General features: G+C 64.4%; 22 protein-coding genes. 6 read left to right on the top strand and 16 right to left on the bottom strand.

Going from position 1 to position 23,432, the window contains the following annotated elements; translation table 11 throughout:
* The first annotated feature begins 1 nt into the window (after position 1).
* From P6U29_RS26595 to P6U29_RS26585, 3 genes are read left to right on the top strand one after another with little or no spacing between them, the layout of a single operon-like run.
* Entirely contained in the window at positions 2 to 2,944 is a 2,943-nt protein-coding gene (locus P6U29_RS26595; protein ID WP_407113042.1) for a formate dehydrogenase subunit alpha, read from the top strand.
* An 11-nt stretch (positions 2,945 to 2,955) separates the two neighbouring features.
* Positions 2,956 to 3,552 carry a formate dehydrogenase FDH3 subunit beta gene (gene fdh3B / locus P6U29_RS26590; RefSeq protein WP_122403933.1) on the top strand — a complete coding sequence of 199 codons (597 nt, stop codon included), beginning with the start codon at positions 2,956 to 2,958 and terminating at the stop codon, positions 3,550 to 3,552.
* A 31-nt stretch (positions 3,553 to 3,583) separates the two neighbouring features.
* The gene (locus P6U29_RS26585; RefSeq protein ID WP_407113041.1) at positions 3,584 to 4,591 is read left to right on the top strand and encodes a formate dehydrogenase subunit gamma; all 1,008 of its coding nucleotides are present in this window, start codon (positions 3,584 to 3,586) and stop codon (positions 4,589 to 4,591) included.
* Between the two features lie 28 nt (positions 4,592 to 4,619).
* Here the strand turns inward: P6U29_RS26585 and P6U29_RS26580 are convergent, their stop codons facing one another.
* A complete protein-coding gene (locus tag P6U29_RS26580) occupies positions 4,620 to 4,823 on the bottom strand; it encodes a hypothetical protein (protein ID WP_407113040.1) in 204 nt (67 codons plus the stop codon).
* Between the two features lie 253 nt (positions 4,824 to 5,076).
* Between P6U29_RS26580 and P6U29_RS26575 the strand changes: the two genes are divergently transcribed.
* The gene (locus P6U29_RS26575) at positions 5,077 to 6,138 is read left to right on the top strand and encodes a HoxN/HupN/NixA family nickel/cobalt transporter (protein ID WP_407113039.1); all 1,062 of its coding nucleotides are present in this window, start codon (positions 5,077 to 5,079) and stop codon (positions 6,136 to 6,138) included.
* A gap of 49 nt (positions 6,139 to 6,187) precedes the next feature.
* Here P6U29_RS26575 and P6U29_RS26570 read toward each other — a convergent pair whose 3' ends face one another.
* The 15 genes from P6U29_RS26570 to P6U29_RS26500 form a co-directional block, all read right to left on the bottom strand.
* Entirely contained in the window at positions 6,188 to 7,252 is a 1,065-nt protein-coding gene (locus P6U29_RS26570) for a UDP-glucuronic acid decarboxylase family protein (RefSeq protein ID WP_407113038.1), read from the bottom strand.
* A gap of 11 nt (positions 7,253 to 7,263) precedes the next feature.
* Positions 7,264 to 8,388, bottom strand: coding sequence for a glycosyltransferase (locus tag P6U29_RS26565; RefSeq protein WP_407113037.1), 1,125 nt, complete (start codon positions 8,386 to 8,388; stop codon positions 7,264 to 7,266).
* Positions 8,385 to 9,473, bottom strand: coding sequence for a glycosyltransferase (locus P6U29_RS26560; RefSeq protein WP_407113036.1), 1,089 nt, complete (start codon positions 9,471 to 9,473; stop codon positions 8,385 to 8,387). The genes P6U29_RS26565 and P6U29_RS26560 overlap by 4 nt, the downstream gene beginning before the upstream one ends.
* Positions 9,470 to 10,600: a glycosyltransferase gene (locus P6U29_RS26555; protein ID WP_407113035.1), complete on the bottom strand. Its 1,131-nt coding sequence runs from the start codon at positions 10,598 to 10,600 to the stop codon at positions 9,470 to 9,472. The genes P6U29_RS26560 and P6U29_RS26555 overlap by 4 nt, the downstream gene beginning before the upstream one ends.
* Positions 10,597 to 11,709, bottom strand: a complete 1,113-nt coding sequence (locus P6U29_RS26550) for a glycosyltransferase family 4 protein (protein ID WP_407113034.1) — start codon at positions 11,707 to 11,709, stop codon at positions 10,597 to 10,599. The genes P6U29_RS26555 and P6U29_RS26550 overlap by 4 nt, the downstream gene beginning before the upstream one ends.
* Positions 11,706 to 12,992, bottom strand: coding sequence for a TIGR04295 family B12-binding domain-containing radical SAM protein (locus P6U29_RS26545; RefSeq protein WP_407113033.1), 1,287 nt, complete (start codon positions 12,990 to 12,992; stop codon positions 11,706 to 11,708). Before P6U29_RS26545 ends, P6U29_RS26550 begins: the two co-directional genes overlap by 4 nt.
* Positions 12,989 to 14,050 (bottom strand): SDR family NAD(P)-dependent oxidoreductase, encoded by a 1,062-nt coding sequence (locus tag P6U29_RS26540; RefSeq protein WP_407113032.1) that lies wholly within the window; start codon positions 14,048 to 14,050, stop codon positions 12,989 to 12,991. The genes P6U29_RS26545 and P6U29_RS26540 overlap by 4 nt, the downstream gene beginning before the upstream one ends.
* Positions 14,050 to 15,162: an NAD-dependent epimerase/dehydratase family protein gene (locus P6U29_RS26535; RefSeq protein ID WP_407113031.1), complete on the bottom strand. Its 1,113-nt coding sequence runs from the start codon at positions 15,160 to 15,162 to the stop codon at positions 14,050 to 14,052. The genes P6U29_RS26540 and P6U29_RS26535 overlap by 1 nt, the downstream gene beginning before the upstream one ends.
* A gap of 197 nt (positions 15,163 to 15,359) precedes the next feature.
* The gene (locus tag P6U29_RS26530; protein WP_407113030.1) at positions 15,360 to 16,565 is read right to left on the bottom strand and encodes a phosphopentomutase; all 1,206 of its coding nucleotides are present in this window, start codon (positions 16,563 to 16,565) and stop codon (positions 15,360 to 15,362) included.
* Entirely contained in the window at positions 16,553 to 17,500 is a 948-nt protein-coding gene (locus P6U29_RS26525) for a beta-xylosidase (RefSeq protein ID WP_407113029.1), read from the bottom strand. The genes P6U29_RS26530 and P6U29_RS26525 overlap by 13 nt, the downstream gene beginning before the upstream one ends.
* Positions 17,500 to 18,264, bottom strand: a complete 765-nt coding sequence (locus tag P6U29_RS26520) for a TIGR04290 family methyltransferase (RefSeq protein WP_407113028.1) — start codon at positions 18,262 to 18,264, stop codon at positions 17,500 to 17,502. The genes P6U29_RS26525 and P6U29_RS26520 overlap by 1 nt, the downstream gene beginning before the upstream one ends.
* Positions 18,261 to 19,061, bottom strand: coding sequence for a nucleotidyltransferase family protein (locus P6U29_RS26515; protein ID WP_407113027.1), 801 nt, complete (start codon positions 19,059 to 19,061; stop codon positions 18,261 to 18,263). Before P6U29_RS26515 ends, P6U29_RS26520 begins: the two co-directional genes overlap by 4 nt.
* 2 nt (positions 19,062 to 19,063) lie before the next feature.
* Positions 19,064 to 20,167, bottom strand: coding sequence for a glycosyltransferase (locus P6U29_RS26510; RefSeq protein ID WP_407113026.1), 1,104 nt, complete (start codon positions 20,165 to 20,167; stop codon positions 19,064 to 19,066).
* The gene (locus tag P6U29_RS26505; protein WP_407113025.1) at positions 20,164 to 20,760 is read right to left on the bottom strand and encodes a histidine phosphatase family protein; all 597 of its coding nucleotides are present in this window, start codon (positions 20,758 to 20,760) and stop codon (positions 20,164 to 20,166) included. The genes P6U29_RS26510 and P6U29_RS26505 overlap by 4 nt, the downstream gene beginning before the upstream one ends.
* Positions 20,760 to 21,860 (bottom strand): inositol-3-phosphate synthase, encoded by a 1,101-nt coding sequence (locus P6U29_RS26500; RefSeq protein ID WP_407113024.1) that lies wholly within the window; start codon positions 21,858 to 21,860, stop codon positions 20,760 to 20,762. The genes P6U29_RS26505 and P6U29_RS26500 overlap by 1 nt, the downstream gene beginning before the upstream one ends.
* 326 nt (positions 21,861 to 22,186) lie before the next feature.
* Between P6U29_RS26500 and P6U29_RS26495 the strand changes: the two genes are divergently transcribed.
* Positions 22,187 to 22,474, top strand: a complete 288-nt coding sequence (locus P6U29_RS26495; protein ID WP_407113023.1) for a hypothetical protein — start codon at positions 22,187 to 22,189, stop codon at positions 22,472 to 22,474.
* Positions 22,475 to 22,486: 12 nt separating this feature from the next.
* Positions 22,487 to 23,410: a hypothetical protein gene (locus P6U29_RS26490; RefSeq protein ID WP_407113022.1), complete on the top strand. Its 924-nt coding sequence runs from the start codon at positions 22,487 to 22,489 to the stop codon at positions 23,408 to 23,410.
* Positions 23,411 to 23,432 lie beyond the last annotated feature (22 nt).

Raw genomic sequence — 23,432 nt, 5'->3', positions numbered from 1 at the left:
CGTGCTGATCAAGCGAACACACCAGCATTCCCCGCGCCAGGGCTCCGTTGTCGAGTCCGTTGCGGGGCAGGCCGGCGGTCTCGACCGCCGCAGCTTCCTGCGCAAATCCGGTGTTGCCGGCGGCGCGCTTGCTGCGCTTGGCACTATGCCGCTCGGAAGCGTGCGCAAGGCGGAAGCGGCTCAGGCCGGTCCGCTCACCGCAGGCGCGACCATCCGCAAGAGCATCTGCACGCATTGCGCGGTTGGCTGCACGGTGACGGCCGAGGTCTTGAACGGCGTATGGATCGGCCAGGAACCCAGTTGGGATTCGCCGATCAATCGAGGCTCGCATTGCGCCAAGGGCGCTTCGGTACGCGAACTCGTGCACAGCGAGCGACGGCTGCGCTATCCGATGAAGCTCGTGGGCGGGCAGTGGACACGCGTGTCCTGGGACACCGCGATCAACGAGATCGGAGACAAGATTCAAGCCGTACGCGAGAAGTCGGGCCCCGATTCCGTCTATTGGCTCGGCTCGGCCAAGATGACCAACGAAGGCGCCTACCTGTTCCGCAAGCTCGGTGCGTTCTGGGGGACCAACAACACCGATCACCAGGCTCGCATCTGCCATTCCACTACCGTCACCGGCGTAGCCAATACCTGGGGCTACGGTGCGATGACCAACAGCTACAATGATATCCGCAATGCGAAGACACAGGTCGTCTTGGGCGGCAATCCGGCCGAAGCGCATCCCGTATCGCTGCAACATCTGCTCGAGGGCAAGGAGCTGCAAAAGGCCAACTTTGTCGTCATCGACCCGCGCCTGACGCGCACGGCCGCGCATGCGACCGAATATGTGCGGATGCGGCCGGGCACCGACATCCCGGTGCTGTACGGCATGATGTGGCACATTCTCCAGAACGGCTGGGAGGACAAGGAGTTCATCCGGCAGCGCGTCTATGGTTTCGACGACGTCAAGAAAGAGGTCGAGAAGTGGCCTCCGGAAGAAGTCGAGCGCGTCACCGGTATTCCGGGCGAGCAGCTCAAGCGCGTCGCCAAGATGTTCGCCACCGAGAAGCCGGCAACCCTCATCTGGGCCATGGGCCAGACCCAGAAAACCGTCGGCACCGCCAACGTGCGGGCGAGCTGCATCGCGCTCCTGATGACCGGCAATGTCGGTAAGGCCGGCGCAGGCGCCAACATCTTCCGTGGCCATGACAACGTGCAGGGCGCGACCGATGTCGGGCTCGATATCGTCACGCTGCCGTTCTACTACGGCCTCGCCGAAGGCGCCTGGAAGCATTGGTCGCGGGTCTGGGAGGTCGACTACGACTTCCTGAAGTCGCGCTTCGACTCCAAGCAGATCATGGAAACTCCCGGCATTCCGCTGACCCGCTGGTTCGAGGCGGTGACGCTGCCCAAGGATCAGGTCGCGCAGAAGGACAACGTGAAGGCGGTGTTCGTGCAGGGACACGCCTCCAACAGCATCACCCGCATTCCTGAGTCCCTCAATGGTCTGAAGGCGCTCGAGCTGCTCGTCATTGCCGACCCGCACCCGACGACCTGGGCCTCGCTTGCCGTCGAGGCGGGCCGCAAGGATGGCGTCTACATTCTGCCGGTCGCCACGCAATTCGAATGCAAGGGGTCGCGCGTCGCCTCCAACCGCTCGCTGCAATGGGGCGAGCAGATCGTGAAGCCAATCTTTGAATCGAAGGATGATCTCGAGGTTATCTATCTGATGGCGAAGAAGCTCGGCTTCGCCGACCAGATGTTCAAGAAAATCAAGGTCGAGAACAATCTTCCTGAAGCGGAGGATGTGCTGCGCGAGATGAATCGCGGCAGCTGGTCGACCGGCTATTGCGGGCAATCGCCCGAGCGCCTGAAGGCGCACATGAAGAACCAGGCCAAGTTCGATATGCTGACGATGCGGGCGCCGAAGGACGATCCCGAGGTCGGAGGCGACTATTACGGTCTGCCCTGGCCGTGCTGGGGGTCACCGGAGGTCAAGCATCCCGGCACGCCGCTGCTCTACAACACCAATCTGCACGTGATGGACGGCGGCGGCACGTTCCGGCCGCGGTTCGGCATCGAGCGCGAGGAGAAGCTGCCGGACGGCACGACCCGGAAGGTGAGCCTGCTTGCGGACGGCTCGTACTCGTTGGGGTCGGGAATTCAGGACGGCTACCCGGAGTTCACGCTGGCGAGCCTGAAGAAGCTCGGCTGGGACACCGAGCTCACCGAAGCGGAAATGGCGGTGATCAACAAGATCAATCCCGCCAATCCGGACACGGTGTCGTGGGCGCTCGACCTGTCGGGAGGCATCCAGCGCGTCGCGCTGGCGCATGGCTGCGTTCCCTACGGCAACGGCAAGGCGCGCATGAATGCCTTCGGCTTGCCCGATCCTATCCCTGTTCACCGCGAGCCGATCTACACGCCGCGCGTCGACCTCGTCGCCAAATATCCGACGCTGCCTGACGCCAAGCAGTTCCGGATGCCGAATATCGGGTTTTCCGTGCAGAAGGCAGCGGTGGAGAAGGGAATTGCAAAACAGTTCCCGCTCATCCTGTCGTCCGGTCGTCTGGTCGAATATGAGGGCGGCGGCGAGGAGACCCGAACCAACCCGTGGCTCGCCGAATTGCAGCAGGACATGTTCATCGAGATCAATCCTGCCGATGCCGCCGAGCGCGGTGTCAAGGACGGTAGCTGGGTTTGGGTCACCGGTGCCGAGAACAATTCCAGGGCGAGGATGAAAGCGCTCGTCACCGAGCGCGTGGGCAAGGGCGTTGCCTGGATGCCATTCCACTTCGGCGGCTGGCTCGCGGGCAAGGATCTTCGCGGCAATTACCCGAAGGGCACCGACCCGATCGTGCTCGGCGAAAGCGCCAACACGATCACGACCTACGGATATGACCCCGCGACGGGCATGCAGGAGCCCAAGGTCACTCTCTGCCAAATCGCGGCGGCTTAGGAGTAACGACGATGGCACGTATGAAATTTCTCTGCGACGCCGATCGCTGCATCGAGTGCAACGCTTGCGTCACCGCCTGCAAGAACGAGCACGAGGTGCCCTGGGGCATCAACCGGCGCCGCGTTGTCACCCTCAACGACGGCAAGCCAGGCGAGCGCTCGATCTCGATGGCCTGCATGCACTGCACGGACGCGCCCTGTGCGGCCGTGTGCCCGGTGAACTGCTTCTACACCACGGCCGATGCTGTGGTGCTGCACTCCAAGGATCTCTGCATCGGCTGCGGCTATTGCTTCTACGCCTGCCCGTTCGGCGCTCCGCAATATCCGAAGGTCGGGAACTTCGGCTCGCGCGGCAAGATGGACAAATGCACCTATTGCGCCGGCGGCCCGGAAGCCGACGGCAGCAAGGAGGAGTACGAGAAATACGGTGCGAACCGGCTGGCCGAAGGCAAGCTGCCGCTGTGTGCCGAAATGTGCTCGACCAAGTCGTTGCTTGCCGGTGACGGCGAGATCATTGCGCAGATCTACAAGGAGCGCGTGATGAAGCGCGGTTACGGCTCGGGTGCCTGGGGCTGGAAGACGGCCTATCGCGAGACGATCGAATCCTGACGAAGGTCGCGCGAACATTGAGGAGGAGCTCATGGTGTCGTTTGCAAGGTTCGTTCGGCTGGCTGTCGGAGCTTGTGCATTACTCCTCCTCATCGTGGCAGTGCCGGCACCGCTGGGCGCGCAGCAGGTCAATCCGACCGCGAGCTCGGTCAAGGAGCAGCAGCTCCTGCAGGAGCTGAACCGGATCCAGGGTCGCGTCAGCATCCCTGATCAGAGGTCCGGCGTTCTCGAACAGCCGCAGGGGCGGCAATGGCGCGAGTTCCACAATGTCACGCTGCGCTGGATCGGCGGCATCGCGATCATCGGGATGCTGGCGGTGCTCGTGATCTTCTATCTGACCCGCGGCATGGTGCGGCTCGAAAGCGGACGGTCCGGCCGCACCCTCGTGCGCTTCAATATCTATGAGCGTTTCGTGCACTGGATGACCGCCACCTGCTTCATCATTCTGGCGATTTCCGGACTGAACATCACCTTTGGCCGACCGTTGCTATTGCCGCTGATCGGCTTCGAGAACTTCTCCGAATGGTCGCTATGGGCCAAATACGCCCACAATTATCTGAGCTTCCCGTTCACCATTGGCGTCGTCCTCATCCTGTTGATGTGGATCGGCGGCAATATTCCGAACAAGGTGGACGTCGAGTGGCTGAAGCGGGGCGGCGGCATCGTCGGGCATGATCATCCGCCGGCCTACCGCTTCAACGCCGGCCAGAAGGCGATCTACTGGATCGTCGTGATCGGTGGCGGACTGGTCGCTGCGAGCGGCTATGTCCTGATGTTCCCGTTCTACGGCACGGGGATCGAGGGCATGCAAATGGCCCAGATCGTCCACTCGATCGTGGCGGTCCTGTTCGTCGCGGCGATGATCGCGCACATCTATATCGGCACCATCGGCATGGAAGGTGCGTTCGAGGCCATGGGCTCGGGCGAAGTCGACGTCAACTGGGCGCGCGAGCACCATAGCCTCTGGCTCGACCAGCAGGCGGCGCGAACGGGACCGAACGACGGACAACCGCAACCGGCAACCGCGGCGGCCGAATAAGGCGAAGCACCGGCGCGGACGCTCCGATCTACCGAGGCGACTCTTTCGCAAACAAGACGGAGCGATCCTGCAGCTCCTGCTCGGGAAGCTTGTTCGCTTGGCCTGCCTGCATGTCTTGAATGGATGCCATGCCGTGCTGATCGACGTGCAACACTGCATGCGATCTGAGCACGTTGCTGGCCGCACCGGCGAGAAGCATGGCTGCAATGAGCGGGAGCATGAGGCGTTTCATGCGTATCTCCGTCTGCCATCTCCACCCGGCATGACGAATACATCCAGATTGTCCGATCGGATGTGAGCCACTTCACAGCGATCGGTTCCATAGCTGATGAAATCGCGCGCAACCTTCCTCCCTTAGAACAGCATTTGGCTTCGGTTCTTGCCGGCTTTCCGATCTGCCTGCTCGGACTTTGTCCAGTTGTTGCTCTTGCCAGTATGAGAGACTTTGATAAACGTCATACTGCCGGGTCGGATGGGTGGAGCGAGTGGCGAAGCGGATTTTGCGGGCGGTCGAGCCCGGGACGGTGGCGCTGCTCGGTGGACTCTTCGCGGCCAACATCGCCGCATGGGGCTGGGCCTTCGCGCTGTTCGGAGACCGGCCGACGGTGATCGCGACCGCACTTCTGGCCTGGGTGTTCGGTCTGCGCCACGCCGTCGACGCCGACCACATTGCGGCGATCGACAACGTTGTGCGCAAGCTGATGCATGCGGGTGATAGCCCGCGCAGCGTCGGGCTCTATTTCGCACTCGGCCATTCCACCGTCGTCGTGGTCGCGACCATGCTGCTTGCGCTAGGGGTGGTGAGTCTTGGCGGCGATAGCCTGCTCAAGGAGATCGGCGGCTTCGTCGGTACCTCGGTATCGGCGCTGTTCCTGCTCGCGATCGCGGCCATCAATCTCGTCATTTTCGCGGGCCTGTGGCGAACGTTTCGCGCGGCGCGCGAGCAGGGCGTTCACGATCCTGCGCAACTCGACGCGCTGCTGGCCAGCCGCGGCGTTCTCGCCCGCGCCCTCGGACCGTTGTTCCGCCTGGTTACGAAGCCCTCGCACATGTATCCGCTGGGATTCCTGTTCGGCCTCGGGTTCGACACTGCGACCGAGATTGGCCTGCTCAGTATTTCCGCGAGCGAGGCGGCGCGTGGGGCCGCGCTTGCCCATGTCCTGGTCTTTCCCGCATTGTTCGCAGCCGGCATGGCGCTGGTCGACACTGCCGATTCCGCGCTGATGGTGAGTGCCTATCGCTGGGCCTTCGTCGATCCCTTGCGAAAGCTCTGGTACAACCTCACGATCACCGCGGCCTCTGTCGCAGTCGCGCTGTTCATCGGCGGCGTGGAGGCGCTCGGGTTGGTCGCCGACCGTTTTGGCCTGTCCGGCGGCGCCTGGACGCTGGTCGAGGATCTCAACGAATCGCTCGCCAATGTCGGCTTCGCCGTGATTGCGCTGTTCGCGGTCGCATGGCTCCTCTCGGTCGTGCTCTATCGCCGCGTCTTCGCGAACGGCCGTCACGACGCCGCGACGAAAGTGTTGGAATCCGCCGATGCGACCTGAGTCCGGCCGTCGTGGAGGCGCGCTGACGGCACTCTCGAATGATCTGCCGTCACGGTTGATCGGACATCGTCAGCCGGTCGCGCGCTGGATGGCGCACCCTGCGCGGGGTGATGGCCGGCACGAGCGGGGGCGACTCGCCGGCGAGACGTAGTGCAAAATAAGCGATGGTCGCTTGAAGACCGTCCCTCAGTGCCACCCGCGGACGCCATCCCAGAATCTTCTCTGCGGCATCGATCACGGGCTTGCGCCGCTTGGGATCGTCCTTTGGTAGGGCTTCGAAGCGCAGCGGGGAGGCCGATTCAGTGCAGGCCAGCACTTCACGAGCGATCGCCTCGATCGTGACCTCGTGCGGATTGCCGAGATTGTATGGACCGGTGACCGAGGCGGGGCTCTCCATCAAAAGCTGAAGCCCCCGCACGAGATCGTCGATGAAGCAGAAGCTGCGCGTTTGCGTGCCTTGGCCGTAGATCGTGATCGGCTCTCCGCGCAAGGCTTGAACGATGAAGTTGGAGACGACGCGTCCGTCATTCTCGAGCATGCGCGGTCCATAGGTGTTGAAGATGCGAGCGACCTTGACCTCCGTCCCGTGCATGCGCCGGTAGTCGAACATCAGCGTCTCCGCGGCGCGCTTACCCTCGTCGTAGCAGGCCCGCGGCCCGATCGGGTTGACGCTGCCGAGATAGGATTCCGGCTGCGGATGCACCTCGGGGTCGCCGTAGACCTCGCTGGTGGAGGCCTGAAGGACCCGGGCGCGCTTCTGCCGCGCGAGTTCGAGCAAGTTGATCGAGCCGAGCACGCAGGTCTTCATCGTCCCGACCGGATCGGTCTGATAGTGCCGGGGGGAGGCCGGGCAGGCGAGGCTGTAGATCCGGTCGATATCGCCCTCGATCTCGATGGGGTCGCGAACATCATGCTCGACGAAACGGAAGTTCGGGTGATTGAGCAGCGGCCGGATGTTTTCGGCCGTCCCCGTGAACAAATTGTCGAGGCAGATCACCATGCTGCCGCGTTGCAGGAGCGCGTCACAAAGGTGCGATCCGATGAAGCCGGCACCGCCGGCGACCAGGACCGTCGGCGAGCGGCGGGAAGCGTGGATGCGGGTCTGGAGTGTCATGATCTGGCCTTTCATAGTTCGGCGACCTGCATGGGGCGAGCGACGGGAAGGGGCGCCGTCTTGCGGCGGCGCCGCACGGATGCCTCGGCGTAATAGGTCTCGAGCTGCCGGGCGCGATGGTCGGGGGTGTGATCGGCGAGAACCCGCCGCCGCGCGTTGTGAGCGATCGTGCGCCGTTGCTCCTCCGACATGTCGCGCAGGATCGCGATGACCTCGCGCGGGCTGGATGCCAGCAGGATTTCGCGCGACGGCGCGAAGATCGTCTCGATCCCGGGCCATCGGTCCGAGATCACGGGCGTGCCGCAGGCGGCGGCCTCGAACAACCGGACGCTCGGTGAGAAACCCAGCGTCCTCATGTCTGCGCGGGTGGCATTCAGGGAGAAGCGTTGCGCGGCGTAGAACGTCGGATGCTGCTTTGGCGGGAGGTGCTCGATCCGGGCAACGTTGGCGGGCCAGGCGATATGTTCGGGATACTGCGCGCCGGCGACGACGAATTGTTCCGACGGCAGCGAGCGCGCCGGTGCAAGCAGCAACTCGTCGAGAACCGGCTGCCGGTCCTCGCTGTAGGTCCCGAGATAGCCCAGTGCCCATTTCGCCTGCGCTCGCTTCGGTGCGTAGATCTCCGCATCCGCGCTGCAATAAAGGACACGTGCGAGTGGACTGCCGTAGCTCTGCTCGATCATGCTGGGCACCGGTCCGCCGGTGAAGGATAGATAAAGATCGAAGCGCGGGATCATTGCGGCGGAGAGATAATTGAGGCCCTGCTCGAGCCTCGCCAGTGTGACCGGCGTGTCGATGTCGTAGAATGCCGTGATGCCCCGCGCGTGGGCCGTCGTCCACTCGGCAATCGCGATACCGTCAGGAACATAGGAGCCGATGATCACCAGATCGGCATCGCGGATCAGCTTGCCGAACCGGCGCGGAATTTCCTTCAAGGAATGGTAGAGCTCGACAGCCCAGGCAGAGGGCTTGGTCAGATCGCGGTGATCTCGATACCAGGGTACGTCTCGCTCCAGAAACGTGACGCGGTGACCTCGTCGCGCCAGGGCTTCGATCAGGGCGCGGTACGTCGTGGCGTGACCGTTGCCCCAGGACGAAGTGACCGAAAGTCCGATGACGACGATGGAAAGGTTCATTCTGCTGCCTCGATTCGCGAGCTGCTTGCGACGAAGAGATCGTTGAATTGGTGGGCGCGCTGCCGGTAAGTGTGCTGGCTGAGAATGCGCGCGCGGGCGCGGCGGGCGATCGAGCGGGCCCGCTCTGGATCCAGCGCAGCGAGGTGCTCTGCGACCTCGGCTCCGTCAGCGGCAACCAGCACCTCGCGGCCGGGTTCGAGAAAATGATCGATGCCGGCCCATTGATCGGTGATCAGGCAAGCGCCGGCGCCGATCGCTTCGAACACGCGGGTTGGCGGGGAGAAGCCGTAGCGCGCCATGCTGTCGCGATTGACGTTCAGCGTGGCGAGAGCGGAGCCGAAGAACGCGTTGTGATCGGCGGTGCCGATATGGCCGACCTTGCGCAGATTGGCAGAGGCCTCCTTGTCGTCCCAGCCGGAGCCGCCGAGCACGAAGGACTTTCCGGGCAGGCGGCGCGCGACATCGAGGAAGAAGTGCTCGACGCGCGTCTCGCGATCAGGCAGGCGGTTCGCCAGCAGGCTGAGATCGCAGGCGAAGCGCGGATTGGGCAGCGCCGGAAAATGCGTGGCCGGATCGAGCGCATTGTAGATCGGCACGCAGTCCCCTGCGCCCATCGATCGGTAGGCCGACACGACGCCGTCGCCGCCGCCATAGGTCAGGACCATATCATAGGACGGGATCGCGCGACGCAGATGATGCTGCGGGTCGCTCTCCATCGCTTCGAGCGTGGCGGGAGCGTCGACGTCCCAGTAGATGCGTATCGCGCGGGGCGGCAACGCGGCGACGGCAGTCTCCAGCTCCTGGTCGAACACGCCGACGCCGCTGGCCTTGATCAGCATGTCGGCCGATTGCGCGGCTTTATCGAGCGAGCGGCGCCAGCCGTCCGGCGTTGCGGGATAGACCGCCACGCGCGCCCAATCTGGATCGTCGATGTCGCGATGCGACTGGCGCTCGAACGCGTCGGGTTCGTAGAAGGTGACGTCGTGGCCCAGCGCCGCGATCTCCTTCAGCATGCCGCGATAATAGGTGGCGGCGCCGTTCCAGTAGGACGAGACGAGGCTGGATCCGAAGAAGCAGATCTTCATGCGACGGCTCCGATGTGGTGCTGAGGCTGTGACGGGCGGCTGGAACCCTTGATGTCCGCCACGATATCGATGAGCTGCTCGGCGCGGTGACGGCAGGTGTGACGATCCTGGATGGTCTTCAGGCCAGTGGCCACCATCGCGGAAGACAATTCCGGATCGTCGATAACGGCGCGAAGCGCTCGCTTCATCTGCGCGCCATCGGCGGCGCTGAGATAGGCGCCCTTCGGGAACAGACTTTCCGTATCCGACCAAGGCGCCGAAACCAGGGGAATGCCGCACGCCAGCGCTTCGAACACGCGGATGGTCGGAATGCCCGGAAGCAGGGCTACGTAAGGCCCGCGCGGCACATGTATCGTCGCTCGCGCGCCGGCGAAGGCGACGGGGGCCCAATGTGCCGGCAGCCAGCCGCCATAGCGGATACCTGCGCTCCTGATGGTGTGGAGTGCATCGTCCGAATAGCGCACGCCATGGACGCTCGCGCGGAGCTTCAGCTCAGCCACGGGCTCGACCAGAAACTCGTTCAGTTCGGCGCTGCGCTCGCCATCGCCCCAATTGCCAATCCAGACCAGATCTTCGGAACGCTCAATCTGCGGCAGCGGATGATACAGCGCGACATCGGCGGCTTCATGCCAGGTGAAGACCCGGTCCGCCCAGCCGAGCTTCAGGTAAATCTGCCGAAGCACCTCGCCGAAGGCGAGCACGCCGTCGAATCCGTCGAGATCGAATTGCGCAAGCTCCTCCGGCGCGCTAACGGCGCGGTGATGGGTGTCGTGGAACAGCAGGGTGAAGGGCGCGCCTTGCGCCCGGCGGCGCCCGATCTGCGCGATGAGATCGGGCGAATTCCATTCATGCACGATAACGAGATCGGCGCCGTCCAGCGCCCGCTCGAGATCGAGACGGGCACCGTAGCGGCGGATGTCGATGCCGGGGAAGAGAGCGGGAATATTCTCCATTGCATGACTGCCGCCCTCGCGGATGGCGTTCAGCCGGCTCCAGCCGTCGATGGGTTCGTACACGACGACCTCGTGCCCGAGCGCATGGAGCTCACGCGCATAGCCACGCAGGAAATGGGCGTTGCCGTTGTTCCAGCACGAGGTGAACGCGTGATAGAACAGGACGCATTTCATGCGCGCACCTCGATTTGTTCGGTTGCCGCGCTCGTCCGGCTCGATGCGAGCAGGTCCTCGTAGAGACCGAGATAGGCGCTCGTCGTCCGCGTCAGCGAATAAGTCAGGGATTGCTCATAGGCGGCGCGCTGCAGGCGTGCGCGCTCGACATCGTCAGCGCAGAGGTCTGCAAGCATCCGATGCAGCGCGTGGCCGTCGGCCGGATCGAAGAACAGAGCGGCTCCGCGCCACAACTCGCGAAAGGTCGGGATGTCGGAGAGGACCAGCGCGCAGCCTGCCGCGGCTGCTTCCAGCACCGAAAGGCCGAAGGGTTCATAGAGCGCGGGGCTGACGAAGATCGCCGCATGCTGCAAGCGTGCGGCCATGGCCTCGTGAGGCAGCTCTCCAAGCCAGGTCACACCCGCAGGCAGGCCTGCGTCGATGGGGCCGGCGACCTCGATCGGCCAATCCAGCCCGGGTGCGGCGGCGGCGAGAGCTTCGATGTTCTTGGCCCGGTCCCACAGCCGACCGGCCGCGAAGATCAGATCCTGTTTCCGTCCCGAGGGGGCGCGAGGCGCAATTCCGTTCCAGATCACCGCACCGCGCGACCGGGGCCGGTAGATCGTCGTCATGTCGTCGTAAAAGGCCCGGCTTGGACACACCCAGGCCTGCGCCATGTCGAGCGCCGCGGCGACCCGTTCGGTATAGCGGCGCCATCGGGGCTCGCCGAGCCAGGCGGTATCGCGGCAGGCCAGCGCCCAGGACTTCACGCAGGAATGCGCCACCAGCACCGTCGGGGCGTGCCAGCCAAAGGTCGCCTCGCGAAAACTGTTCAGATGCACGACATCAGGCATCAACCTGGCTTCGAGATTGGCGAGCACGTGCCTTGCGTCGGAGACGTTCCGCCCCTCCGGGTCCTGCCATTCGAGGGCGAGGTCCGTTTCGACCAAGTGCACGCCGGTGTCGCGCAGCATCTGACGCTGATCGATCCGAGCCCGCGGACCCAACGTCACGAGCGTGACGTCGGCACCGGACGCAGCAAGGCTGGAGGCGAGGGCGCAGGAGTAGGTCCACACGCCGCCAACCGTGTCGGTCGTCATCATGATCCTGAGGTCCGCGCCAGGGCTCATGAGGCCACCTGGAGTTCGAGAGTATCGAGCGGGACCGGCCGATCGTTCTGCACGTCGCTGAACTGGTCGAACATCGCGAGATAGTGCCGGTGCGCACGCTCCCAGGCGAAATCGTCGGGCTCGCCCCAGAGCTTTCGATAGTCAGGCGAACCGGGATAGGGATAGAGCGGCACCGGATCGTTGGCCCAGACACCGGCATCCTGCATCGTGCGGCGCCAGCGCTGCACGACGGGATCGTCGTCCTCGGGCACCTCGATCAGATTGGCCTGCACGAAGGGGACGTGGCGGCGGGCTTCGACCAACCGGTCGGCGAGCTGATCCGTGGTCATCTTGCAATTCTTGGCGAGGGCGGCGCGCCCTTCCACGGTCAGGCTCTCGACGCCGGCTTCGATCGAGACGCAGCCGGCGCGACCGAGCAGGGTGAGCATGTCGGGCTTCCACAGGTCGATACGCGTCTGTACGCCGAACTTCAGCCCGCGGGTCGTCAACCCCTCCAGCAGCTCGCGATTGGGAAGGAAGATCTCGTCGATGAAATAGACGTACTCTATGCCTTGATGGCGCAGATGATCGATCTCGTCGAGAATGACCGCTGGCGGCCGCTTGCGATAGGCGTTGCGGAACTTCTCCTTGGCGCAGAACGTGCAGTTGTAGGGGCAGCCGCGCGAGGCCTCGACCTCGGCGCCTGGCGCCGTCGGCTCGGCCTCGAAGCGGTGATGGTGGTGATGGTGGCGCCGGATCATCTCGTCCGGCCAGTCGAGCGCTGGCTGATCACTGAATGCGACCGCCTGTGGGCCGCCCTTGACCCGGAGCGATCCGCCGTCGGCGAAGCACAGGCCCGGAAAGTCCCGCTCGCCATTGGCGAGACGCAGCAGGGACATCTCGCACTCGCCCATCACGATGATGTCGACGCCGAGCTTCTTCAAGGCGGTCTTCGGTGTGGTCGAGCCGTGCGGGCCCACCGCAATCAGTGTCGGCGCAAGGTCCCGAATCGCCAGTGCGAGCTGTTGCGGCACGCGAAGCTCCGGCGGCGCGCAGCGCCAGAACAGATAAGTCGGCGCAGTGGTGAAGACGATCTGGTCGGGACCGAAGGCGCGCAGCTCGGCCTCGATCTCGCGAAGCGAGAGATCGAACATGTGCGCGTCGAGCAGCAGCGTGTTGTGGCCGGCGGCCTTCAGATAGTGCTCGGCAATGCCGAGCTCGAGCGGAAGGTGAGGGGAGCGGCAGCCGAAATAGATGCTTCCGGCAAAATCCCAGTTGGGATTGATGAGAGCGATCCGCGTCATGCCAAGGCCTCGCGGTTTCCGGGTGATCCGAAGCGGTCGTCGAGCCAGGCGTGAAGCGAGCGGAGGCCCTCCGCGAGGGACATTTGTGGCCTCCAGCCGAGCGCGGTGGCGAGCGCCCGGGTGTCGGTGACGTACCAGGGTTGATCGCCTGGTCGCCAATCCGCAAAGCGGTAGCTGATCTTGCGGCCGGTCAGCTCGGTGATGCGGTCGATCAGTTCGAGCAGGCTGATTGCATTTGCCGGACCGCCGCCGAGATTGAAGACGCGCCCGCGGGCCAGCGCGATGTGGTCGAGCGCCGCGAGCCAGGCGCTCACCGCGTCTGACACGTGCAGCGCATCACGGACCTGCTTGCCATCGCCATAGATCGTCAGCGGATTGCCGCGGATGGCGCTGAGCAGGAAGTGTGCGATCCAGCCCTGATCCTCGGTGCCGAACTGCCGCGGCCCGTAGATGCAGCTCATGCGCATCACCACGGTCTGCAGCCCGAACACCCGGGCATAATCGTGGACGTATTGATCGGCCGTGCCCTTGGAGCATCCATAGGGGCTGTAGAAATCCAGCGGAGCGTTCTCCGAGATGCCGCCGCTGAGCATACCGCTGACCGGCGTGTAGCGGCGGCCCTGGGGCGCAATCTCGCTGTCCTCGATCAGGCGCCCGTATACTTTGTTGGTCGAGGCGAAGATCACCGGCGCCGAGCCGTTATGCAGGCGAACGGCTTCGAGCACGTTCAGCGTGCCGCGCGCGTTGATCTCGAAATCAGCGGCCGGATCGCTGACGCTATCGGTGACGGCGACCTGGGCTGCGAGGTGCAGCACGGCTCGCGCCTCGCGCACGGCGTCGATCACCGGAATTGGGTCGCGGATATCAGCCACCGTGATGGTGACGCGGTCGCCATGCCGGGATTTCAGCCATTGCGCGTTCTCGCGCACGCCGACGCGGGCGAGATTGTCCAGCACCAGCACGCGATCACCCCGCTCGGCGAGGCGGTCGGCGAGATTGCAGCCGATGAAGCCGCAGCCGCCGGTGACCAGGACGTGTCCGTTCTCTTGTTCGCTCATTACGCAACTAACCCTCGTTGCAGCAGCTCGCGGGTCGCCCGCTCGGCCTGATCGTCGGCGATCTGGTCGGCGAGATATTCGGCGAGCTCTTCAAGGCCGTCCTTGAACGCGACATGCGGCTCGAAACCGAGCAGGTCGCGTGACTTGCCGATATCGGCAAAGCAGTGCCGGATGTCGCCGGCTCGATATTTCCGCGTGATCTCGGGGGCGATCTCGCGCCGCCCCATCACCTGGGCCAGATCCTCGGCAACCGACAGAATAGTGCGGCTCTGACCCGATCCGACGTTGAAGACGTCCTGGCTGTGGTCGGCTTCGAGCGCCATGCGGCAGACGCGGGCGACGTCGTGGACATGAACGAAGTCGCGCCGCTGCAGGCCGTCCTCGAAGACGAGTGGCGGCCGGCCGTTGAGCAGCCGTGCGGCGAAGATGGCCAGCACGCCGGTATAGGGATTGGACAGGGCCTGGCGCGGACCGAACACGTTGAAGAAGCGCAAGGCGACGGTCGGAATGCCGTAGGCCTTGCCTGTGATCAGGCACATGCGCTCCTGCGCATACTTGTTCAGCGCGTAGATCGAGCTCAACGACGGCTGCTTCGTTTCAGGGGTGGGCACGGGATCGAGCGGATGACCAGCGGTACCCCGCAATTCCCACTCGCCTTTGCGAAGCTGCTCGATCGGCCGTTCGTCGCACGCGACGATGCTCCCGCCGCCGTCCCGATAGAGGCCCTCGCCGTAGATGCTCATCGAGGATGCCACGACCAGCCGCGCAACCGGGCGCTTGGCCAGCGCCTGCAGCAGCACCGCGGTGCCGAGCTCGTTTGTCCTGACATAGGGCTCGATGTCGTACATGCTCTGGCCGACGCCGACGGCGGAGGCGAGATGCAGGACCATGTCGGCGCCGCGCAAGGCCTGTTCGACGGCGACGGCATCTGTGACGTCGCCGACGACGAGCTCCGCGTCGTCGGCGAGATAGGCGGGCCGCTGGCGGTTGCCGCCGTGGACCTGCGGAGACAGATTATCGAGCAGGCGAACGTCGTAACCGGCCGCAAGCAGCACGTCGGTCGCATGTGAGCCGATGAATCCCGCGCCTCCAGTAATCAATACCCGCGTCATTCACCGCTCCGTGCCGCATGGGACCGATCCGTTCGGGATCAGTCGATGATGAGAGTTGAAGCGCGCTTTTGCTTGGTCGGGCGACCCGCGCGCCAGTCACGTCTGGGAGTTAGAAGCGATGCAAGGAATGTTCGTTCCTGCGAGACCTACAAACGAAAATTTCTCTAACCTGGATCAATAACCCAGGTGAATCGCGGCTAGAAATGCGCGCCATGAAGCGGCGCGGGCAGGTCGAGATGCCTTGCTACGGTCGCACCGATATCCGCGAACCCCGCGCGCCGGCCAATCGGAGATATTGATTGTGCGGTCCATGCCAGGATCGGGACCTGCTCGCGCGTGTGATCGGTGCCGCTCCAGGTCGGATCGCAGCCATGGTCGGCGGTGATGATCAGCAGATCGTCGCTTCCCAGCCGGTTCAGCAGTTCGGGAAGGCGGGCATCGAAGGCTTCGAGCGCCGCTGCGTAGCCGGCCACGTCGCGACGGTGGCCGTAGAGCGTGTCGAAATCGATGAAGTTCGCGAACAGCAGCCCGCCCGGTGCAAGGCTTGCCAGCCCATCGAGCGTGGCATCGAAAAGTGCCGCATTGCCGTCGCCGCGCAGGTTTCGCCCGGTGCCGCGATGGGCGAAAATGTCGTCGATCTTGCCGATCGTCACGATGTCACGGCCGGAGATTTCCGCAAGGTCGAGAATGGTTCTTTCGGGCGGCGGAACCGAGAAATCTCGCCGGTGCGAGGTGCGCTTGAAGTCCCGCACGTTTGATCCGACGAACGGACGCGCGATGACGCGGCCGATGTTCAGGGAATCGACCAGTCGCCTCGCAATCGTGCAGACCTCGTAGAGCCGCTCGAGCCCGAACGCCTCTTCGTGCGCCGCGATCTGGAACACACTGTCGGCCGAGGTGTAGCAGATCGGTTCGCCGCTGCGCATGTGGCGCTCGCCGAATTCGGAGATGATGTCGGTGCCGGAGGCGTGGCAGTTCCCGAGGATGCCGGGCAGCCCGGCTTGTTCGCACAGCTTCTCCACGAGATCGCGCGGGAAGGAGGGCTGGATTTTTGGAAAATAGCCCCAGTCGAACGCGACAGGTACGCCGGCGATCTCCCAATGGCCCGAGGGCGTGTCCTTGCCCCTGGATATCTCGCTCGCGCATCCATAACGCGCATGTTGAACCCGGCCGTCGAGCCCGGGCGGGACCCGGCCCGTAGCGAGATGGCAGGCTTCACCCAGGCCCAGCGCCACGAGATTGGGAACGCGCAATGGGCCTTCCCGCTGCGGGCTGTTGGCATCGCCAGCCATGCACGCGTCCGCGATGTGGCCGACCGTATCGGCGCCTTCGTCGCCGTAATTCTTGGCATCAGGCGCCGCGCCGATACCGACCGAATCCATTACCAGGATCAGGGCACGCATGTCGGCTCCCTGAGCGGCGGCGGCGCCAGCGACGAAGCGAGGCCGGTCTTGGTGCAATAGCGCTCAACCATCTGCGCGCAGAAATCGGCGAACTCGTTCACGTCGTGCGGCGGGCTGGTGTGGTGAGGCTCCAGGCCGCGGTGTTCCGGCGTGAAGCAGAAGGTCACGGTGACCTCGAACTCGGCCAGCGCGTCCATCTGGCGGTCGAACCAGTCCAGCGCGTTGGGACGGAAGCTGTCGGCCCATGATAGGCCGGTCCGCAAGTGCCTCACGCCGAAGCGGCGCATCCAGCGCACGGCGTCATCAAGTCGATGGTCCTCGAAGTGAAACCACTGGCACAGGCCCATGTCGGCTGCATATTGGCCGAACAGCTCCGCTGCGGCTTTCGGCGTTCCATCCTCGCGCAGCAGGCCCATGTGGAAATGCCGGTAATAGGAGGAACCCTCCGCCTCCTTGTGTCGGGTGGTCGCCTCCCAGGTCGAAGGGAGATCGTAGAGGCTGTACCAGTGGATGCGCGGCGCGCGGCCGATCAAGAGATCGGCTGTGCGCGACAGGCCCCAGGCCTGCACCTCCTCGGCGCCGAACGAGGAGACGCCGACCTCGGTCACCCAGACCGGGAGCGAGGTGACAGCCTTGATCTCCTCGATCTTGGCCGGCCATTCCCCGATCTGCCACAAATTCCAGTCGAGCGGAAATCCGTGCACGGCGACGGCGTCGACGTGATCGAGTACGCCGCGCGCCTGCATGTTGCGCATGAAGGACGGGTCGATCGGCGAGATGCCGCCGAGCACGCGCGGCAATGTCGGATGCGCACTGCGGATGGCCTTGCCGGCCGCCAGCGCCAGGTTTGCGAACATCGCCCAGCCCGGGTCGATCAGGAGGTCCCAATGCGACTTGTTGTTGGGCTCGTTCCAGATCTTGGCAGCCTCGATCATCAGTCCGTCTCCCGCGACGGATAGACCGGGCCATCGGCCTGCGGCCGCGTCGTGCGCCTGCACAGATAGACCTCGTCCTCCGGATGGGCCGCGATGGCAAAGCCCGCGCTGCGCAGCATGGCCTCGACACAGGCGCGATTGGGCACCCACCAATTGGTGGGGTCGTCGGCATATTTGTGCTCGATGAAGTGCAGCTTCGGATAGCCGGAGGAATCGAACGGCTCGGTGGTCCAGAAGTCGTAGTTCTTCTCGATCGCATCGACGCGGCTGTCGCCGCGCTGCATCGACTGGAACAGCAGGAGATCGCCGGCGACGTGCTCGTGGATCAGGTCCAGCGCGAGCAGCGGGTGCCGCAGATGGTAGAGCACGCCCATGAAGATCACGAGGTCGAACTTTTCGCGGAGCTGCCCGACATCGTAGGCCGACATCCTGCGGAACTCGATCCTCAGCCCAGTCACCTCGGCCGCGAAGCGGGCTTGCGCAAGGTATTCCTCGTCGGTGTCGACGCCGAGCACGCGTTCGGCGCCGCGCCGCTTCATTTCCATGGCGTAGAAGCCGGCATTGCAGCCGATATCGAGCACGGTCTTGCCTTCGAGCCGATCGGGGATGATTCCGGAGAAGCGCTGCCACTTCACGTTGGGATAGTCGCCGAGAAAGTGCGACGGCGCGGTCGGCACGCCCTTGAGGTCGAGATTGTGAAACCATGGCCCCAGCGCGTCGACGCGCTGGCGGATTTCCTCACGGGAGAGGGCGCCTCTGCTCATGCAATCGCTCCGTTGTTCGTGGTAAGCGGACGGGCGCCGTCCGACGACGCGCGGGCCCGCAGCCTCGATCGGCCCTCAGCGGTCTCGGCGAGCAGGGCCATTGCCGTGCGATAGCCGTCGATGGTGCCGACATCGACGTAGGATTCGCCGGCCTTGACGCCGACGCCGCGGCCGCCGGCCGCGAGATAGGCGTTGACCAGCGTCCCGAAATATTCGTCGCGGCGTTCGCGCGCGTTCCACAGCGACTGGAGCTCGCGGAAGCCACGCGCCGACATTTTGAAGGCGCCCCAAATCCAGTCCGAGGACGCATTCGGCTGCTTGACCTGGATCTCCGTCACCTGGTCGCCGTCCAGCACCACCGCATCGAAGAATTCGGGGTGCTCGACCGGGAACAGCAGGAACGAGAGGTCTGCATCGGGTAGGGATTGCAGGGCCGCCTTGGGGAACCAGACAGTGTCGGGCAGGCCGACCATGACATCCTCGTGCTGCCCGACGACCGTGCTTGCCCTGAACACGGCGTCGCACAGTCCGGTGGCATCGGGTTGCACGACATAGGCGAGCTCGGCGCTGGCGTAATGGTCACCGAAATATTCGAGGATGTCGGATTTGCCCGGCGAGATCACGAAACAGATCTTGTCGGCGCCGCCGAGGATGAGGCGCTCCAGGAGATATTCGGAGACGGCGCAGGGGCGGTCCGTGCCGTCGTCATGCCGGCTGCCGACCGGCAGCAATTCCTTGGAGAAGGCGAGCGGCTGGATACGGCTGCCGCGGCCCGCGGCCGGAACGATGCCCCACATGATCAGGCCTCCTCGGGTTGTTGCCGGCTCACGCGGCTCGATGCCATCTGCTCGAGCAGCGCGATCAGTTCGCGCGCGCGCTTGTCGGACGTATGCTGGTCCATGGTGCGTTCATAGGCGCGCTGGGCCATGCGTCGGAGTTCGGCATCCGTCATCGCGAGCGCGGCGAGCGCGTCCTGCTCGTCGCGTGCGATCAGGATCTCCTCTCCGGGCGCGAAGAAATCCGCTATTCCCGGCCAATCGTCGCTCAGCAGCGGCACGCCGCAGGCCGCGGCCTCGAACAGCCGGCCGGACGGACACCAGCCCATCTCCGCCATGGCCCGGCGCGTGACATTGAGCGTCAGCCGCGACGAGGCAAAGAACGGTGCGTGCTCGGGCGGCGGCAGGTGCCGCACGAAATAGATGTTGGGCGACCATGGGAAATCGTCCGGATATTGCGCTCCGCCAATCAGGAAGCGTAGATCCCTGCGCGTCCGCGCGGGTGTGACGAAAAGCGTCTCGAGCGTGCGCTGGCGGTCTTCGGAGTAAGTGCCGAGATAGGACAGATCGGCGCGATAATGCGGCTGGGGTGCGACCGGCCGATGGATATCGGTGTCGACATGACCATAAAGCGGCCGGGTGTCGCGTGCGCCCAGCCTGTCGCGGAATTCATCCGCGACGCGAGGTCCGCCGGTAAAGCTGAGCACCAGCTCGAAATCGCGCAAGCCGCGCGGGCCGACATAAGGAACGGCTTCGCCGGCCAGGAGCCTTCCCAGCGTAATCGGAGTATCGAGGTCGTAGAACACGGGAACAGCGCGACCTTCGGAGAGGATCAGACCGGTCGCCGCAATCGCATCGGGGCAATAGGAGGTCACAATTGCGACGTCGGCGTCGCGGACGTCGGCGCTTGCCGTCTGCCGCACATCGTCCCAGCTCGAGAACAGCCGGAGCTCGCCACGGGGCAGTTCGTAGAGATCTCGGGCACCGGCATAGTAGGGAACGTCGCGCTCGAAAAAGACGACGCTGTGTCCCGACCTTGCGAGATGCTTGCAGAGGCCGCGCCACAAGGTGGCGTGCCCGTTGCCCCAGGAGGAGGAGATTGTCAGGCCGAAAATGACGATCTTCACGCCGGCACCCGCTGGTTGATCCCGGTGATCTTCATGCCGCGGCTGTCGGCGCGGAGCGTGCTGATGCTGGCAGGATCGATCTCGATTGCGAGAAACTCGTCGAGCGGCATCCGCGAATAGTGCAGGAGCGCGGCGCGGATCGGCTCGGCATGGCTGACGGCGACGACGATGTCGAGATTGCGATCGCTGCGCAGTTGCTCCAGATGAGCAACGATGCGATTTTGAAGCGACCGCATGCTCTCCCCGCCCGGCGGTCGGCTCGTGCCGCGTCGCCCATTCCAGCGCGACCATCGTGAATCCGGCGCCAGGTCGTCGAACGATCGTCCGGTCCATTCGCCATAGTCGAGCTCGTCGAGGGCGGGGGCTATCTCGACCGGCAGTCTGAAATGCGCGGCTAGGATGCAGGCCGACTGCATGCACCGCCGCTGCGGGCTGGATTGAATGAGCGTTGGTCGAGGCGAAAGGGTCCCGGCACAGCGCGCCATGTCCTCGCAGCCGAGATCGTCGAGTTCGACGCCCCTCATCCGCCCGCACAGAACGCGGCCGAGCAGCGCATGATGACCGTGCCGAACGAGATGGATGATCTTGGCCATCACGCATATGCCTTGTCGTCGATGAAGGCGCGTGTCCGCCGTCCGGCCTCCTCGTCGGTGAATTGCTGCGGCGGGGACTTCATGAAATAGCTCGAAGGACCGGTCAGCGCTCCGGCCTGGCCGCGGTCCATGGCGAGCTTGGCGCAGCGCACTGCGTCGATCACGACGCCGGCCGAGTTCGGGGAATCCCAGACCTCGAGCTTGACCTCGGCGCTCAGGGGAACGCCACCGAACGTCGTTCCCTCCAGGCGGATGAACGCGAGCTTGCGGTCGGTGAGCCACGGCACGTGGTCGCTCGGCCCGACATGGATGTTATCGGGGTCCATCGGCACGTCGAACTGGCTGGTCACGGCCTGGGTCTTGGAGATCTTCTTCGAGGTCAGCCGCTCCCGTTCCAGCATGTTCTTGAAATCGGTATTGCCACCGACGTTGAGCTGATAGGTGCGGTCGAGCCGCACGCCGCGGTCACGGAAGAGATTGGCGAGCACGCGATGCAGGATGGTGGCACCGACCTGGCTCTTGATGTCGTCGCCGACGACCGGCAGGCCGGCCTCCTCGAAGCGGCGCCGCCACTCGGGATTCGAAGCGATGAAGACGGGAATGCAATTGACGTAGCCGCAGCCCGCTTCGATGGCACGCGCCGCATACCATTCGCTGGCGCGTTGCGAGCCGACCGGAAGATAGGACACCAGGACGTCGGTGCGGGACATCGCCAGGACTTCGGACACGTCAGCCTCCGGCACGTCCGCAATCGGAACGTCGTCCGTCAGGTAGTGCCCGATGCCGTCCATGACCGGTCCGCGCTGCACGATCACGCCGGTGGGGGCGACGTCGGAGAAGCGGTGCGTGTTGTTGGGCGGCGCGAAAATCGCATCGGCGACGTCGCGGCCGACCTTGCTGGCGTTGACGTCGAAGGCCGACGCGATCTGGACGTCGCTGATATGGTAACCGCCGAGGTCGACATTCATCAGTCCGGGCACCGGCTCGTTCGACTTGGCATTCCGGTAGTAGGAGAGGCCCTGGACGAAGGAGCTCGCGCAATTGCCGACGCCGACGAGTCCGACGCGCACGCGGCGCCTGTCTTGAAGACGAGAATGCATGGAATGAAGCCCTCCGGGGAAACAACGGCGTCGGTAAGTACGTCGGCGAACGTGCGGAAGGTATGTTCGTTCCTGGCAGGAAGATGCCGAGCGTCGCGTCGCGAGCGATTCAAGCCGACAAAATGCGACGAGCTTAACATGGGATAGAATCCCCGGCCGCCTGCAGGGAACGAAGAGCTTTCATGATGAAGATGAAGAAGATGATGCTCGCGTCGCGAGGCTGCTTCACATCCGAGCGAAAGAACAAATCGCTTCGGCCCGCGTTTGTCGGCCGATGGTTCGATGCGATGCCGGGCTCATCGCCCGGCCAGTAAGCGAGGTGTGACATGACATCCAAGGCGCAGAATATTGAAGCCCAGCAGACCACCGATCACAATGTCATCCGGAAATGGGCCGAAGAGCGCGGCGGGAAACCGGCGACCGTGAAAGCGTCGGAAGAAGATGGCCACGCCGGAATCCTGCGGATCGATTTCGATCCGCCAGACGAAGGGCTGGACCGCATCAGCTGGGACGAGTTCTTCGAAAAATTCGATGAAGCCGGCATTGCGTTCCTGCACCAGGACCGAACCAAGGACGGCAAGCTCAGCCGATTCCACAAATTCGTGCGACACTAGCGACTGCGCGAAATGGCGGGTGGTTGGGCTCAGGCGATCAGGGCGGGCGATTTCGCGCGCGCCTGGACGATCAACGATCGTGATCTGCTGGAGACTGCACATCCGCCCAAGCACACCGGCCCGCGGCATCTCCAGCGGATCTGGCGCGGCGAGGATCTGAAGGATAAGCACGTGCTGGTGCGCTGCTATCACGGACTCGGCGACACCATCCAGTTCCTGCGCTTCATGCGCCCGCTTCGCGAGATTGCGCGCAGCGTCACCCTGTGGAGTCAACCCGAGCTGCTGCCGCTGGCCGGGGGCGCCACGGGCGTCGATCGCGCGATCTCGCTGCATGATGGAGCGCCCGAGGTCGATTTCGAGGTCGATATCGAAATCATGGAGGTGCCGCACGCCATCAGGGCGCGACGGGATCAGGTCGAGATGCGCGTTCCTTACCTGGCGTTGCCTCCAGCTGTCGTTCCGCCGCTCCGGGGAGAGCAAGGTCTGGCCCTCGGCCTGGTCTGGAAAGTCGGCGATTGGGACAAGCGGCGGGAGGTTCCGGCCGCCTTGTTGCGCAGTCTCGCCGGACCGGGCGTGACGCTCTATTCGCTCCAGCGCGGCGCCAGCGCCGAAGAGCTGATGGCGATCGGAGCGCTAGAGATCAGCACGCCCGATATCGTGGCCCTCGGCCATCGCCTGCGGCAGCTCGACCTCCTTATTTGCGTCGACACCATGGTCGCGCACCTTGCTGGCGCGCTCGGATGCGAGGCCTGGGTCTTGCTGCATGCCGATTGCGACTGGCGCTGGCCTCAATCCGGCGCGCATTCGTTCTGGTATCCGAGCCTGCGGCTGTTTCACCAAAGACTGCCGGGCGATTGGGGCAATGTCATCGCCGAAGTCCGCAACGCGCTGCGGGCGCGCCTTGAAGCGGAACGAGCGAGAGCAGCGGCGATCTGATTTACAAGATCTTGACGAGGAA

Origin of the sequence: Bradyrhizobium sp. LMG 9283, assembly GCF_045571415.1 — a bacterium.
Lineage (GTDB): Bacteria > Pseudomonadota > Alphaproteobacteria > Rhizobiales > Xanthobacteraceae > Bradyrhizobium.
Note: the sequence above shows the minus strand (reverse complement) of the source record. Positions and strands in the feature narration are given on the sequence as shown.

Coding starts and splice junctions, on each gene's coding strand:
- fdh3B (WP_122403933.1), top strand. CDS start 2,956: ATGGCACGTATGAAATTTCTCTGCGACGCCGATCGCTGCATCGAGTGC.
- P6U29_RS26585 (WP_407113041.1), top strand. CDS start 3,584: ATGGTGTCGTTTGCAAGGTTCGTTCGGCTGGCTGTCGGAGCTTGTGCA.
- P6U29_RS26580 (WP_407113040.1), bottom strand. CDS start 4,823: ATGAAACGCCTCATGCTCCCGCTCATTGCAGCCATGCTTCTCGCCGGT.
- P6U29_RS26570 (WP_407113038.1), bottom strand. CDS start 7,252: ATGACACTCCAGACCCGCATCCACGCTTCCCGCCGCTCGCCGACGGTC.
- P6U29_RS26565 (WP_407113037.1), bottom strand. CDS start 8,388: ATGAACCTTTCCATCGTCGTCATCGGACTTTCGGTCACTTCGTCCTGG.
- P6U29_RS26560 (WP_407113036.1), bottom strand. CDS start 9,473: ATGAAGATCTGCTTCTTCGGATCCAGCCTCGTCTCGTCCTACTGGAAC.
- P6U29_RS26555 (WP_407113035.1), bottom strand. CDS start 10,600: ATGAAATGCGTCCTGTTCTATCACGCGTTCACCTCGTGCTGGAACAAC.
- P6U29_RS26550 (WP_407113034.1), bottom strand. CDS start 11,709: ATGAGCCCTGGCGCGGACCTCAGGATCATGATGACGACCGACACGGTT.
- P6U29_RS26545 (WP_407113033.1), bottom strand. CDS start 12,992: ATGACGCGGATCGCTCTCATCAATCCCAACTGGGATTTTGCCGGAAGC.
- P6U29_RS26540 (WP_407113032.1), bottom strand. CDS start 14,050: ATGAGCGAACAAGAGAACGGACACGTCCTGGTCACCGGCGGCTGCGGC.
- P6U29_RS26535 (WP_407113031.1), bottom strand. CDS start 15,162: ATGACGCGGGTATTGATTACTGGAGGCGCGGGATTCATCGGCTCACAT.
- P6U29_RS26530 (WP_407113030.1), bottom strand. CDS start 16,565: ATGCGTGCCCTGATCCTGGTAATGGATTCGGTCGGTATCGGCGCGGCG.
- P6U29_RS26525 (WP_407113029.1), bottom strand. CDS start 17,500: ATGATCGAGGCTGCCAAGATCTGGAACGAGCCCAACAACAAGTCGCAT.
- P6U29_RS26520 (WP_407113028.1), bottom strand. CDS start 18,264: ATGAGCAGAGGCGCCCTCTCCCGTGAGGAAATCCGCCAGCGCGTCGAC.
- P6U29_RS26515 (WP_407113027.1), bottom strand. CDS start 19,061: ATGTGGGGCATCGTTCCGGCCGCGGGCCGCGGCAGCCGTATCCAGCCG.
- P6U29_RS26505 (WP_407113025.1), bottom strand. CDS start 20,760: ATGGCCAAGATCATCCATCTCGTTCGGCACGGTCATCATGCGCTGCTC.
- P6U29_RS26500 (WP_407113024.1), bottom strand. CDS start 21,860: ATGCATTCTCGTCTTCAAGACAGGCGCCGCGTGCGCGTCGGACTCGTC.
- P6U29_RS26495 (WP_407113023.1), top strand. CDS start 22,187: ATGACATCCAAGGCGCAGAATATTGAAGCCCAGCAGACCACCGATCAC.
- P6U29_RS26490 (WP_407113022.1), top strand. CDS start 22,487: ATGGCGGGTGGTTGGGCTCAGGCGATCAGGGCGGGCGATTTCGCGCGC.